Below are 14,074 nucleotides of genomic sequence, written 5' to 3' on the forward strand. Positions count from 1 at the left end.
CACGCATTCGATCAATTTTCGTCGATCGATTTAGCTGCTCAGCCTGGAAGGCATGGGTCATGTTGAATGTGAAGCCCTACCGGGACACCCTCGCGCTTCCGGGGTTACGGCCCCTGCTGCTGGTCGCGATCCTCGCCCGGGTCCCGGTGGCTGCCACGGCGGTGGCGATGACGCTGTACGTACTCGATCTGGGTCGCGGATTCTTCGCCGCCGGACTGGTAGGGGCCGCGATGACGGTCGGTTCGGCGCTCGGCGCACCGCTGCTCGGCCGGCTGGTCGACCGGCGGGGCCTACGGCCGATGCTGCTGCTGACCACAGCGGCCTCGGCGCTGTTCTGGGGCACGGCGCCGGTTCTGCCCTACCCGGTGCTTCTCGGCGCCGCGCTCGTCGGTGGGTTGCTCACCCTCCCGGTATTCTCCGTGGTCCGCCAGTCGATCGCCGCGCTGGTCCCGCCGACCCGACGGCGCCATGCCTACGCGCTGGACTCCATGTCGGTCGAACTCAGCTTCATGATCGGACCAGCGGCGGCGGTGGCCCTCTCCACCAGTGTCTCGCCCACCCTGACCATGTACGCCGTCGGCGGCGGCATAGTGCTGGCCGGACTCACCCTGCTGGTGCTCAATCCGCCGACCCAAGCCCAAGACGAGGTGACGACGCCGGCGCAGCCGCTGCCCCGCAGGGAGTGGCTGACCCCACGGTTGATCGGGCTGCTCGCCGGTGGTGCGGCCGGCACACTGGTGATCGCCGGCACCGAAGTAGCGGTGGTGGCAGTGTTGCGTGACGCCGATCAGGTTGAATGGACCGGCGTGGTCCTGGCGCTCTGGGCCTCATACTCGCTGGTCGGCGGCTTCACCTACGGCACGCTATCTCGCCCCGTGCCATCGCTGATCCTTGCCCTACTACTCGGAATCGTCACCATTCCGGTCGGTCTGGGCAGCGGCGAATGGTGGCTCCTGGCCCTCGTGCTGCTGCCGTCCGGGGCGCTCACCGCCCCGACCATCGCCGCTACTGCCGACGCGGTGAGCCGGCTGGCACCGGCGAGCGTACGGGGTGAGGCGATGGGCCTGCACGGCTCGGCGATGGTGGTCGGAGTGGCCCTCGGCACCCCGCTGGCCGGGGCGGCAATCGATGCCTCCGCACCGGCCTGGGGCTTCGCCGCGACGGGCCTGCTCGGCGCCCTGATCGCACTGGCCATGCTACCGGCCGAGTTGCGTCACCGACGGTCCGACGCTGCCGAATTCATCCTCACTGCCCCCCGCACGATCCCGCCTCTGTTCGAGTCGGTCCAGGGATGACGACTGGCTCGGGCGAATGTATCAATCCCCCGACCCGCGAGCAGTCCGCCACTCCCGCCAGGTCCGCCCATACCGCCGCCGCGCGACATCGAGCAGATCGCCGAAACCGTGATCAGCGAAGCCAGCACCTTCGAACAGACCGTCACTACGATCCTGCACACCAGCGGCCAGGCCACCGCCTCGCCGCAGACCCCCTGCCCCCGACGCTGCCGACACTGCGCCCGCGACTCCCACGCCTCTGCAGCACGCCGGAACTTCTCGGGACTCTGCTGGTTGGTGTGATCCTGCTCCGGCGGCTCCTGACGAGAAGTCGGATCCACTCTGCGATCGTGCTCGGTACCGCCGCTGCGGCACCGACACTCGTGCTCGTGGCAGCAATCGCCGTGCCCGTCCTGCGTTGAGGGTCACGTCCGGCCGGGCGTGTCCAGCCTGCTCCGCCAACTGGATCTGATTTGAGAACGAGGCGGTTCAGGCGCTGCGCCCGCTGAAGGCCCGTACCCTCCGACCGGCGCGCAAAATGTGCAACTGCGGGTCAAAGTCGCCACTCGTGGGTGAACTGGCGGACCGCGTCATGTCGATGGTGTGCGCGGGTGAGTGACGTTCACCGCGATGCCGGTTGACCGTTGGTGGGAGGGTGACCGAGTGGATAACTTCGAGCCCTCAGGGTGGGCGACGGGCGGAGGCTGGATGACGCATGGCAACGCTGAGTATCGCTACGCGAACACGGCGATACTGTCAGTGACAGCTCTGGAGGCGCCGGTCATCGTCACCTCTGATCAGTTCGATGAACATCTGAGCGAGACCTTCCGGCGGCTGAGAATGCGCCCGGGGATGCTTCAGCGGATCGCCGGAGTTCAGGAGCGGCGCTGGTGGCCGGAGGGCTTTGGATTCGCCGACGCGGCGGCGACGGCCGGGGCCAAGGCGCTGTCGGAGGCGGGTGTCGACGCGCGTGACGTCGGCCTGTTGATCAACACGTCGGTGTCCCGCGCGTATCTGGAGCCGTCGACGGCGGTCGCGATCCACCACGCTCTGGACCTGCCGCCGTCGGCCTTGAACTTCGACATCGCCAACGCCTGCCTCGGGTTCGTCAACGGGATCCAGGTCGCTGCCAACATGATCGACGCCGGACAGATCCGGTACGCGCTGATCGTGGCGGGCGAGAGTTCCCGCGCGGCTCAACAGACGACGATCGAGCGGTTACGTAGGGCCGACTCCACCCGCGACGACGTCCGGGAGCAGTTCGCCACGTTGACCCTCGGTTCAGGCGCGGCCGCGATGGTGTTGGCCGCCGCAGGCAGCCATCACCAGGAGCACCGGCTGATCGGCGGTGTGAGCAGGGCGGCCACCCAACATCACGAGCTGTGCGTCGGGGACAACACGCGGATGCGCACCGACGCGAAGGGGCTACTCGACGCGGGTGTGGGCCTCGCGGAGGCGACCTGGGCGCATGCCGGGTCGTGGGATTGGCAGAACATGGACCTCTACGTCATGCATCAGGTCTCGGCGGCCCACACGCGCAGCGTCGTCAGGCGGCTCGGCCTGGACCCTCGGAGGGTCCCGGAGACGTTCCCGCTGTGGGGAAACGTCGGCCCGGCGTCGCTACCGATGACCCTGGCCCACCACGCTGGATCGCTCCACTCCGGTGACCGGGTGCTGTGCATGGGGGTCGGCTCCGGCCTGAACACGTGCGCCCTGGAGGTCGTGTGGTGAGCCGTCGACAGGCAGTGCCGCCGCTCGGGTCACCCGGTCTGGACAGTGCCTGGTCCCGGTGGGTCACTGCGACGGACAGTCAGGGCGTGCAGCGCACCTGGCATGTCCTGGACACCGCCGGTACGGACTCGGACAGCGCGATCCAACCTGCGGGAACGCTGCTGTGCGTACACGGCAATCCCACCTGGTCGTACCTGTGGCGGCACCTGCTGGCCCGGTTCGGACGGGCTGACGCTCCGCCGTGGCGGGTGGTCGCCGTGGACCATCTGGACATGGGGTTCTCAGAGCGAACTGGCACCGTACGCGGGTTGGCGCAGCGGATCGACGACCTCACCACGGTCACCGGCGCGCTCGGCATAACCGGGCCGGTCGTCACCGTCGGGCACGACTGGGGCGGGTCCATCTCATTGGGTTGGGCGCTGCGTCACCGTGATCAGCTACGTGGTGTCGTGCTGACCAACACTGCGGTGCACCAGCCGAGTGGGTCGCCGGCGCCCGCACTGATCCGCCTGGCCCGACTGCCCGGCGTGTTGCCGGCAGTGACCGTGCGGACGCCGACGTTCCTGCAGGCCACCCTCGCATTGGCGAACCCGTGGCTGTCGAAGCCTGTCCGAGAGGGCTATCTCGCTCCGTACCACGGTGCGGACCGACGGGCGGCGATCGGCGGCTTCGTCGCGGACATCCCGCTCGGTCCCGACCACCCGAGCTGGCAGGCGCTGCAAGAGGTCGCGCAGCGTCTGCACACGCTGGCGGGGATACCGACACTGCTGCTGTGGGGGCCACGCGACCCGGTCTTCGGCGAGGTGCACCTGCGAGACCTGCGGAACCGGCTGCCGCATGCGCAGGTGCACCGGTTCGAAGGCGCGGGTCACCTGCTCACCGAGGACGCTGATGTCGCCGGTGCGGTCGCGCAGTGGCTGGTCGACCTGGACCGCCGGCCCGCCGAGCCGATTGCGACGCCGGAACCGGCGGTGCCGTGGCGTCCGCTGTGGGCGGCATTGGCAGAGCGTGCCGAGGACCGGTCGGTCGCTCTGGTCGAGCTGGCGAACAACGGCCGGCAGATCAGCTGGTCCTTGCTGTGGCAACGAATTCGGGAGATCGGGGCCGGGTTGTCCGCCTCCGGAGTGCGTCGCGGCGATCGGGTGGCACTGCTCGTACCGCCCGGCGCCGATCTGACCGCCGCCGTCTACGCGTGCCTCCGCATCGGTGCGGTGATCGTGGTGGTCGATCCAGGGCTGGGACTTGACGGCATGAGCCGAGCACTACGCAGCGCCGACCCCTCGTACCTCGTCGCCGTCGGTCGCGGACTCGCCGTCGCCCGGGCCCTGCGCTGGCCCGGAAAGCCCATCGGGGCCGGACCTGGCGCCGCCGTGTTGGGCGCGCTCACCCTGGGCAAGCTCGCCCGCCTCGGCGCCGACGTCCTGGACCTTCCGGCCGCGCCAGACCCGGACGACGACGCGGCCGTACTGTTCACTTCCGGTTCTACCGGACCGGCGAAGGGTGTGGTCTACACCCATCGTCAACTCGCCGCGATGCGTGACGCGCTGTTCGGCCTCGGAGTGAACGCCGACGCCGGAATCGTGGCGGCTTTCGCGCCATTCGCACTATTCGGACCGGCTCTCGGCGCCCCGTCGGCGATCCCGGACATGAGGGTCACCGCCCCACGGACGTTGACCGCCGCCGCTCTCGCCGAAGCGGTAGCCGCAGTCGACGCTTCGGCGGTGTTCGCCTCACCGGCCGCGCTACGCAACGTGGTCGACACCCGCGACGTGGTGGACGATCGCCAGCGCGCCGCGTTGGAGGAAGTCACATTGCTGCTGAGCGCGGGCGCGCCGGTGCCCGCCGCGCTGCTCACACAGACGCGAGCCTTGATGCCCAAGGCACAGCCGCACACCCCCTACGGGATGACCGAGGTCCTTCCGGTCACCGACATCACCCTCGACGAGATCGTCGATGCCGAGCCAGGCGACGGAGTCTGCGTCGGCCGGCCGTTGCCCGGCATTCAGGTGGCGATCGCGGCCCTGGACTCGACCGGCACGCCTTCCGAGCAACCCGGTTGCGCTCCTGGGCTGACCGGCGAAATCGTGGTCAGGGCCGGGCATGTGAAGGATCGTTACGATGGGCTCTGGCTGACCGAGCGGGCCAGCTCCCGCAATCCCGGATGGCACCGCACCGGCGACGTGGGCTACCTGGATCCCGAAGGCCGGCTGTGGGTGCAGGGTCGGCTGGCCCATATCCTGCTCACCTCCGACGGCGTGCTCAGCCCGGTCGGGATCGAGCAGCAGGTCGAATCGGTGCCGCAGATCGCGCGGGCCGCAGTGGTCGGCGTGGGACCGCCCGGTGTGGCGAAGGTCGTGGTCATCGCCGAGACCCTGCCCGGGACCCGCCATGCCCGACTGGCAAGCCGGGAACTGGCCGACGCGGTACGTGCCGCGGCCGTGCCGCCGGTCGCGGCCGTGTTGGTGGTCCCGTCCCTGCCCACTGACATCCGCCACAACTCGAAGATCGACCGTACCCGGCTACGTCGCTGGGCGGAACGAGTGCTCGCAGGCGGGAGGGTCAGCGGACTGTGAGAATCCTGGTCACCGGTGCCAGCAGCATGCTCGGCAGCGCCGCTGCCACAGCTTTGCGGATGCGCGGCGACGAGGTCCGCGTCCTGCAACGTCGCCCCAGCGGCCTGGTCGGGGTCGACGAGCACCGAGGCGACATTACCGATCCGAGAGTCGTACGTGCGGCCACGGAGGGCGTCGACGCCGTGGTCCACCTGGCCGCGAAAGTATCGATGACCGGACCGTGGCGACAGTTCGAGCACATCAACATCGGTGGTACGGCCACCCTGCTCGCCGCCGCCCGGGCAGCCGGCGTGACGCGATTCGTGCACGTGTCCTCGCCGTCGGTCGCTCATCATGGCACCGGCCTGGTCGGCGCCGAAGCCGGCGCAGCTGACCCGGATCGGGCCCGGGGACACTACGCTCGCAGCAAGGCCTCGGCGGAATTGCTCGCACTGGCCGCCGACTCGCCCGACTTCGCCGTGGTGGCGATCCGCCCCCACCTGGTCTGGGGACCGGGTGACACCCAGTTGGTGGGCCGAATCGTCGAGCGGGCCCAGGCCGGCCGGCTGGCACTGGTCGGCCAGGGAACCGCCCTGATCGACACGACGTACGTCGATAACGCCGCCGACGCCCTCGTCGCCGCGCTCGACCGGGCGCCCGAGGCGGGCGTACACGGGCAGGCCTTTGTCGTCACCAACGGCGAGCCACGGACGGTATACGAACTCATCGAGCGTATCTGTTTCGCCGCCGAGTCGGCGCCCCCGAGACTTCGGGTGCCGGTGGCTGCGGCAAAGGCCGGCGGCACCGCAGTGGAGCGGCTATGGTCGGCGCTTCGGCGCACCGAAGAACCGCCCATGACCCGGTTTCTGGCCGAGCAGTTGTCCACCGCACACTGGTTCGACCAACGCCGGACCCGAGAGGCACTGCGCTGGTCACCGCAGGTGACGCTTGATGAAGGGTTCGTTCGGCTGGCTGCGGCGTACCGGCAAGGTTCCCGCCCTCGTGGCCACCAGCAGGACCTGGGGCGTCATCGCCCCTTTGGCCGGGACGATGACGGCGGTTGACGACCTGGCACTGCATTGGGTTGGGTGGGCCGCGCAGCGAGGTGCCCTATGAGGGTCCTTTTCCGCGCGGCCTCCCGCCGAGTGAAGTGGGCCGCCGGCGAGGTGCCCGTGGTGTGGGTCCTTTTCCGTCGGCCTCTTCCCGAACCGTGCTGGTCGGTTTCCCTGACACACGGCTCTCCAGTGGTCAGTTCCGGGTGGATGTGCGTGTCCGACCGGCATGGATGTCCTCGTGGCAGTTCCGGCAGATCACGAGGGTCTTGCGGCGGCGTTTGGCCATGAGGTGCACCCATGCGGGTTTGTCGGGTCGATCGCGGCGGTTGAGGTCGGCGAGTTTCCGCAGGTGATGGACTTCCAACCTGTCGGTGGACTCGCAGAGCTCGCAGCGTCCGGCCAGCAGCCGGTGGATCAGTTCGTTGCGTTTGGCGCTGGCCATGATCGGTGACGTGTCGGTCAGGACCGCTGCGCGTTGGCGGCGTAGTGGTATTCCACCGAAGCGGGCGACCAGTGGTTTCCTGCCCCGGTCCCGGGGGACGGTGACCTGGAAACAGGTCCGTGGCCCGTCAGGGGTGCCGATGACCGTCTTGTACTTGCGGGCCATCTTCGTGACGGTGGACCGGTGTTTGCCTGCGAGGGTCTTGAGCATGGAGGTCTCCATGACCCAGCGCAGGGTGTCCAGGCGCAACACGTCCTGGGCGAGGAGGTAGTACTGGACCAGGCCCCGGTACTCGGCCTGGTACTTCGCGACGATGGTGAAGTCGTCGTCGTGAAGCAGCGCACCGCGTTGAGCGGGTTTGCCTTCGCGCAGGTAGTTCGCGCATCGCTGCCTGATGACGTCGCGGGGCACGAACAGTCCGATTGCCCCGTTGGCCGCTCGGCGGCCCCGGGTGATCTTCGTGTCCGAGTGTTGCGTCTTGACCTCGTAGCCGAGGAACCGCGCCGCCTGGCTGGTGGCGTGGGTGATCAACGTCTTGGATGGCGAGAGTTCCAGCTTGAGTTCCTCGCGCAGGAACGTCGCGATCCGCGTCTTGATCTGTTCGGCTTCGTGCCGCGGTCCGGCGAACCCCAGCAGCCAGTCGTCGGCGTAGCGCACATACCGAAGTCGTCGATAGCCCGGATCGTTGGGGTCCTGGCTCGGTATCCGGCGGCGGCGCTGCGTGAGCAGCCGGACCGCAGCACGGTCACCGTGGCGTTTGGCCTTCGCGATCTGGTCGACGACGACTTGGTAGGCGCGGTGGCGCCGACGCCGGACGCCTTGATGGTATTCAGGCAGCAGGGTCTGCTCGAGGAACCGGTCCAACCGGTCCAGGTAGATGTTCGACAGGACCGGTGACGCCACCCCGCCCTGCGGCGCACCGCTGAGCGTGGCGTGCCATCGCCAGTCCTGCAGGTACCCGGCCGTGAGCATGTTGGACACCAGCCGCAGGAACCGGCCGTCATGCCTGCGTTCCGCAGCTCGGCGTCGATATAGGCGGCGGATCTGGGCTGTGAGCTGGGCAAACAGCGGTGGGCCCGGTGACGGGGCGTGTCACTAGGCGGCTGTGTTGTCGCAGGTCAGGCGGTTGCGGGTGTGGCGTCGAAGATCCGGGGCGGCTCGGCGATCTTCAGCTTGGTGAGCAGGGCCTTCTGGGGTTGGGACAGCTCGGTGCGCTGGGCGAACGTGCCGGCGGGGCCGGTGAACACGCCCAGGTGCAGCCGGTCGATCTCGGTGCGGATCGCGGTCCAGGTGCGGCCGGTCTCGGTCTCGGCGACCCGGATCAGCAGCAGGGCCAGCCAGCAGAGCAGGATGTGAGCGCGGATGCGGTCCTCGCGGCGGTGGAACACCGGGCGCAGGTCGAGGGTGGTCTTCATGTCGCGCCAGCCGCGTTCGACTTCGAGGAGCTGCTTGTAGCCCAGGGCGATGTCCTCGGCCGACAGTGTCGGGTCGGAGCAGCGCAGCAGGTACTTGCCGTCCAGGCGCTGTTCGGCCTTGACCTTGGCCTGGTCGAGGCGCAGCAGGCCCTTGGGGGTGACGCGCAGGAACCGGTTCAGGCCGGGCTTGGTGGAGATCACGCCGCGTAGCTCGGCGCGTTTGGTGGCCGGCAGCCGGTCGGTGTCGTCGATCAGGTCCGTGAGCTGGGCGATCAGCCGTTGGCGGACAGCGGCGTCCCGGTCGGCGGCCTCGGGGTTGTAGCAGATGACGAACCGGTCGTCGGTGTCGATGTTGACTTCCTTGACCTGCAGGTTCTCCGCGACGGTGGCGTAGCGGCCCTGCCGGGCGAGCGCAGCGTCGGCTTCGCTGGTGCCGGCACGCAGCTTCTCACCCAGGATGTAGTGCCCGCCGCCCTGTTGCAGGAAGCGGCGGTTCTCGGCGGAGGCGAAGCCGCGGTCGGCGACCCAGACGACGCGAGCCAGGCTCCACTCGCGCATGTCGGTCTTGACCTGCCGGATCAGGGCGGAGTCGCTGGTGTTGCCGGGCCAGCACCACACCCGCACGGGAATGCCGGTGCGGGTGACGGCCATCCCGACCACGACCTGGGGCAGGTCGTCGCGGGAGTCCTTGCTCTTGCCATGGGTGCGGAACCCTGCCTGCTTGACCGCCGCCGGATCGTCCTCGGCCACGACCCGGCCCTGCTGGTCACGCCACAGCGGTTCGTCGGCCTCATCGAGTTCGAAGTAGGTGCTGGTGGTGTCGAAGAACAACAGGTCGACCTCAAGGTTGAGCAGGTCGGCGATCTGGTCGTAGACCCCGCGGGTCAACGCGGGCTCGACCTCGATCAACTGGTCCATCGCCCGGTAGCAGGTGTCGTCGGTGACGTGCGGCAGGTCGGGCAGGTACACGTCCTGGCAGACCCAGTCGGCGGCGGCCAGCTTGCTCGACGGGGCCAGGGCCCGGTTGGCGACCAGCGCGAACAGCACCCGTTCGACGTCGACCTCCCGGCGGGACGAGCCGACCAGCGGCCGCAGGACGGTGTCGATGCGCAGCCGGCGCCACAACCCGTCGAGCAGCCACGCCCCGCCCAGCGAACGGGACTCCACAAACGACAGGCCGGCCGGCGCGGCCGCGGCCAGGGCGTCGGCCGGGGCGAGCAACCGCGACAACGCGTCGACCAAGCGGCGGATACCGGCCACGTCGAGCTGGTCTTCGCGGCCGAACGAGTACAACACCCGGGTCTTGGACGCCTTCGCGGCCGGGTCCCACTCGTTGTGAGCCAGTTGCAGGTAGCGGATCGTCTGCCCGTCGCGGGTCTTGCGGGTCGACGCTTTCACGTACACGAGGCACGACCGTACACCGACTATGAGACCAGCAACAGATCAGCAGCTCAACAAAGTTATCCACAGGCAGGCGTGTCACTAGGCGTTTTCGCCGTTCCCGCCAGGCCGCAACGCCCTGAACTGCACCTTCACACCGCGACGCCGACTATATCGACGCTGAGCTGCGGAACGCAGGTCATGGATCTTCTCCGCAAGAGTCGAGCCCATGACCTGGTGATCAAGAGACCCGAAGCAGTCGGAGATGTCGCCCTCGATGAACCAGTGCGTTCCCTTCCAGACCTCGACCACCTCACTCAACGCGGTGTGGCAGCCCCGGCCCGGACGGAAACCGTGGGACCGGTCGGAGAACTGGACGTCGTAGTACGCCTCCAACAGCAGACGCACCACCTCAGCGACCAGTTTGTCCGACCACGTCGGCAGGCCCAGCGGGCGCGATCTCCCGTTGCTCTTCGGGATGTGCACCCGCTTGACCGGCCGCCATCGGTAGCGCTCACGACGTAGCACGTCGATGATCGCTTCGATCTTGGCCAGGGACATGCCGTCCACGGTCTCCGGCGTGACTCCGGGCGTCATCGACCCCTTGTTGGCGTAGATGCGCCCGTAGGCCAGCAGGAACAACTGCGGATTGAACAGTTGCCGATACAGCCTCTCGATCGGCAGGCCACGCCTGCCGCGTTCCCGGATGACGCCCAGCACCGTTGCGGCGTTCCGCATCACGCGTACCTCCCATCGCTGGACGTCGTGATCACCTGTGCCCCTTCGCCCTGCGGTCCGGCTTTCCCGGCCTCCCTGGCGGGTCGTGACTCCCGCGACTACTACGGGCACTCCGTCGCCGTAGGACTCGCGTCCCGTAGGCGATCCCGTGGTACGTCTTCGTCATACGTGTCGAGCCCGACGTAGGCCGCCCACTCATCCCCTCACCCGCCCTCGTTGAGCGGTGCCCCACGCCGTGGAGGTTGCATCGACCTCCGGGTTCATGCCGACGCACGACGCGGCATCGGTTTCAAGCGTCGTTCCGATGGATGCGCACATTCATCGCTGGGGATTGGGCTTCAAGCAATCCAGCCTTGGCCATATCAGGCGGGTCCCGTGACGCGTCACCCTGGACGCCTCCAGACAACCGTCACGCTTCCGGCATGCTCTTGTCCCCTCGCGCTTTCGCGTCCAGGTAAGCCGGCAGACCCAGGAACCTCCCTCCAGTTCCTCCCCGCTGCGCGGGGGATACAACGAAGCGCCTCACGGCGCACACCGGACGTGCGAGTTTCCCCGCATCCGGCTCTCCAGTGATCTATGCCGTGAGCGTGTCGGGTTGTCTCGCGTGGATGTGGTCGTGGCAGGCGTCGCAGACGACAAGGGCTTTGCGTTTGCGTCGGGCCATGATGGCTGCCCATGCGGGTTGGGCGGGTCCGGGTGGGCCGAGATCGGCGAGGCTGCGGACGTGGTGCGCATTCATGTGTCCGGTTTGGTCGCAGAGCTCGCAGCGCCGTTTGAGTAGGCGGGTGATCAGCTCCTTGCGGGGTTGATGCAGCCCGTCCGGCTGACGGTCGTCGATGACCGCCGTTTTCTGCCGCTGGAGGGGAATGCCGCCGAACCTGGCGACCAGTGGTTTCCTGCCCTCGCGGTGCAGGGTCGCCTCGAAACAGACTCGTGGCCCATTCGGCGTCACGATTTTGGCTTGATGCTTGCGAGCCATTCTCGTCGGCGTCGAGTGGTGCTTGGAGGCCAGAGTCCGTAGCAGCGAGGAGAGCATGACCCATCGCAGCCGGTGAAGTCGCCTGATATTGCTGGCGAGCAGGTAGTACTGGACGATGCCGCGATATTCGGCCCCGTAGGTCGCGACGATGCTGTAGTCGTCGCGGTTCATGATCGGGGTCCGGCGCGCGGGTTGGCCGCGCTGGAGATATCGGGCAATTTTGGCTTGAACCACCGACCGGGGCACCCGCAAAGCCACTTGACCATTGGTGTTGCGACGGCCTCGGGTTAGTTTGCGGTCGTTGTGCTGGACGGTGATTTCGTAGCCGAGGAATTTCGCCATGCCGGTGCGGGCGTGGGTGATCAGCGTTTTGGCGTGGTTCAGTTCGAGCTTGAGATCGTCACGCAAGAACTGGGTCAGCTGCTGTTTTATTTCCTCGGCTTCGGCCTTAGGTCCGGCGAACCCGAGCAAATGATCGTCGGCGTAGCGGATATAGCGCAGCCGGCGATAGCCCGGGTCGTTCGGGTCCGAACTGGGCAGGGCCAGCATCACTTTGCGTAGCGCCCTGGCTTGGGTGCGATCGCCTCGTCTGCGAGCCTTGGCCAATTCGTTGGCCACCTGGAGGTAGGCCGGATTTCGGGCCCGCCGTTCCCCTCGGGTGTAGTGCGGAATCAGAACGGTCTCGACGTAGCGGTCCAGCCGGTGCAGATAGATGTTGGACAGGATCGGGGACGCCACTCCGCCCTGCGGCGCGCCGCTGAGCGTGGCGTTCCAGGTCCAATCCTCCAGGTATCCGGCTTGCAGCATGTTGCGCAGCAGCCTCAGGAAGCGGTTGTCGTGGATCTTCCCCGCCAGCGTGTCGAGCATGACCTGATGGTCGAGCGACCCGAAGCAGTCGGAGATGTCACCTTCGATGAACCAGGCCGTCCCCGGCCAGGTGTTCGCCACTTCGCGTAGCGCGGTGTGACATCCCCGGCGGGGACGGAATCCGTGGGACCGGTCAGAGAACGACGGCTCGTAGTACGACTCCAACAGCAGCCGGACCACCTCACCCACCAGCTTGTCCGACCAGGTCGGCATGCCGAGCGGGCGCAATTTGCCGTTCTTCTTCGGGATGTATACCCGTCTCGCCGGGCTGAATCGGTAGCGTTCGTGGCGCATCGCATCGATGATGCGACCGATCTTCCCCAAAGACATTCCGTCCACGGTTTCCTGCGTGACCCCGGCAGTCATCGCGCCGTGGTTGGCGTAGATGCGTCCGTAGGCCATCAGATACAACTGCGGGTTGAACAACTGTCGATACAATTCCGTCAGCGGCAGACCCTTCCTGCCGCGCTCACGGAGGACACCCAGTACCGTTTCGGCGTTCTGCATTTCGCATACCTCCCGACCTTTGGTATCCGATCACCTGGTCCCCTTCGCCCGTGCGGACGGCTTTCCCGTCCTCCTTGGCAGGGCGCGAATCCTGCGACTACTACGGGACCTGCGTCGCCCTAGGACTCGCGTCCCTTAGGCGATCCCACGTTCGTCCTTGCCGCACGTCCGAGCATGACTTAGGCGGCCCACTCATCTCCTTAAATACCCTCGCTGGGCATCGCTTCGCGTTCCGGAAGTTGCCGCGGTTATGCTTCATCACCGCGGCAGAACACGTCACCGGTTTCAAACGTCTTTCCGATGGATGGGAAGTTGCATCGACTGGAGATTGGGCTTCAGGCAATTCAGCTTTCGCCATATCACGCGGGTCTCCCAGCGCACCGCCCCTGACGTCTGGGCCCGGCCGCTGGTTTCCTGGCATGCTCTTGTCCCCGCCCACCTTTCGGCTGCGGGTAAGCCATTCAGACCCAGAAACCTCCTCCCGAGTTCCTCCCAACTGTGTTGGGGATGCGACAAGGCGCCTCGTGGCGCACAAGCGCTCCTCGATCGCCCGGCGGGCGCCCGCGATGCGGGCCGGGTCGATCAGTCCCCAGTTCGGCCAGCAGACGACGCAGCGCACCGGACGCGTCGGTATCGGAGGAGCAGCCGTCGCGTGGGCGGTGGCGTCGGTGGTGCCTGCCGGGTTCGGAGTGCAGTGTCGGTGGGCGGTGGCAGGGTGGATGTCATGGAGATCGAGGTACGTCCCGCTACCGTGTTCGAGGATGTCGCGGCCCTCGTCGGCCCGAAACGGCCGGACGCGAACGTGTGCTGGTGCCTGAGCTACCGCATCGGCGCGAAAGCCAACCAGCAGCTGCGCGGGCCGATGCGCGGCGACCGGGTACGCGAACTTGTCGGCATGGATCCCCCTCCCGGGGTGCTCGCCTACCACGGTGACGAGGTCGTCGGTTGGGCCGCGGTGCATCCGCGAGCCGACACCAGCTTCGCCACCAACAAGCGCATCCCGCACGTCGACGACCTCGATGTGTGGAGCGTGTGGTGCTTCCGGGTCCGGCCGGGCCACCGCAAGCAGGGCATCGTCCACCACCTGCTAGGCCGTGTGTCATAAGTGCTCGTGGCCCTGGCTGTGAGGTGATC

9 protein-coding genes are annotated in these 14,074 nt (G+C 67.6%); 5 read left to right on the plus strand and 4 right to left on the minus strand.

What is annotated here, in order from left to right:
- Positions 1 to 59 precede the first annotated feature (59 nt).
- The 4 genes from ID554_RS00390 (at position 60) to ID554_RS00405 (ending at position 6,621) form a co-directional block, all read left to right on the plus strand.
- Positions 60 to 1,295, plus strand: coding sequence for an MFS transporter (locus ID554_RS00390; protein ID WP_117230743.1), 1,236 nt, complete (start codon positions 60 to 62; stop codon positions 1,293 to 1,295).
- 594 nt (positions 1,296 to 1,889) lie between these two features.
- Positions 1,890 to 3,005: a 3-oxoacyl-ACP synthase III gene (locus tag ID554_RS00395; protein WP_199489290.1), complete on the plus strand. Its 1,116-nt coding sequence runs from the start codon at positions 1,890 to 1,892 to the stop codon at positions 3,003 to 3,005.
- 86 nt (positions 3,006 to 3,091) lie between these two features.
- Positions 3,092 to 5,578 carry an alpha/beta fold hydrolase gene (locus ID554_RS00400; protein WP_199489291.1) on the plus strand — a complete coding sequence of 829 codons (2,487 nt, stop codon included), beginning with the start codon at positions 3,092 to 3,094 and terminating at the stop codon, positions 5,576 to 5,578.
- Positions 5,575 to 6,621, plus strand: coding sequence for an NAD-dependent epimerase/dehydratase family protein (locus tag ID554_RS00405; RefSeq protein ID WP_117230745.1), 1,047 nt, complete (start codon positions 5,575 to 5,577; stop codon positions 6,619 to 6,621). The genes ID554_RS00400 and ID554_RS00405 overlap by 4 nt, the downstream gene beginning before the upstream one ends.
- A gap of 184 nt (positions 6,622 to 6,805) precedes the next feature.
- Here the strand turns inward: ID554_RS00405 and ID554_RS00410 are convergent, their stop codons facing one another.
- The 4 genes from ID554_RS00410 to ID554_RS00425 form a co-directional block, all read right to left on the minus strand.
- Positions 6,806 to 8,026, minus strand: coding sequence for a reverse transcriptase/maturase family protein (locus ID554_RS00410; protein WP_191088848.1), 1,221 nt, complete (start codon positions 8,024 to 8,026; stop codon positions 6,806 to 6,808).
- A gap of 146 nt (positions 8,027 to 8,172) precedes the next feature.
- Positions 8,173 to 9,873, minus strand: a complete 1,701-nt coding sequence (locus tag ID554_RS00415) for an IS1634 family transposase (protein ID WP_117231419.1) — start codon at positions 9,871 to 9,873, stop codon at positions 8,173 to 8,175.
- Positions 9,874 to 9,951: 78 nt separating this feature from the next.
- On the minus strand, positions 9,952 to 10,587 hold the full coding sequence (locus ID554_RS00420; protein WP_191088688.1) for a reverse transcriptase domain-containing protein: 636 nt from the start codon (positions 10,585 to 10,587) through the stop codon (positions 9,952 to 9,954).
- A 574-nt stretch (positions 10,588 to 11,161) separates the two neighbouring features.
- A complete protein-coding gene (locus tag ID554_RS00425; protein WP_191088689.1) occupies positions 11,162 to 12,940 on the minus strand; it encodes a reverse transcriptase/maturase family protein in 1,779 nt (592 codons plus the stop codon).
- A gap of 724 nt (positions 12,941 to 13,664) precedes the next feature.
- Here ID554_RS00425 and ID554_RS00430 point away from each other — a divergent pair.
- The gene (locus ID554_RS00430; RefSeq protein ID WP_199489324.1) at positions 13,665 to 14,045 is read left to right on the plus strand and encodes a GNAT family N-acetyltransferase; all 381 of its coding nucleotides are present in this window, start codon (positions 13,665 to 13,667) and stop codon (positions 14,043 to 14,045) included.
- Positions 14,046 to 14,074: the final 29 nt, after the last annotated feature.

The sequence above is a fragment of the Micromonospora craniellae genome (assembly GCF_014764405.1).
In the GTDB taxonomy this organism is placed as follows: Bacteria; Actinomycetota; Actinomycetes; order Mycobacteriales; family Micromonosporaceae; genus Micromonospora; species Micromonospora craniellae.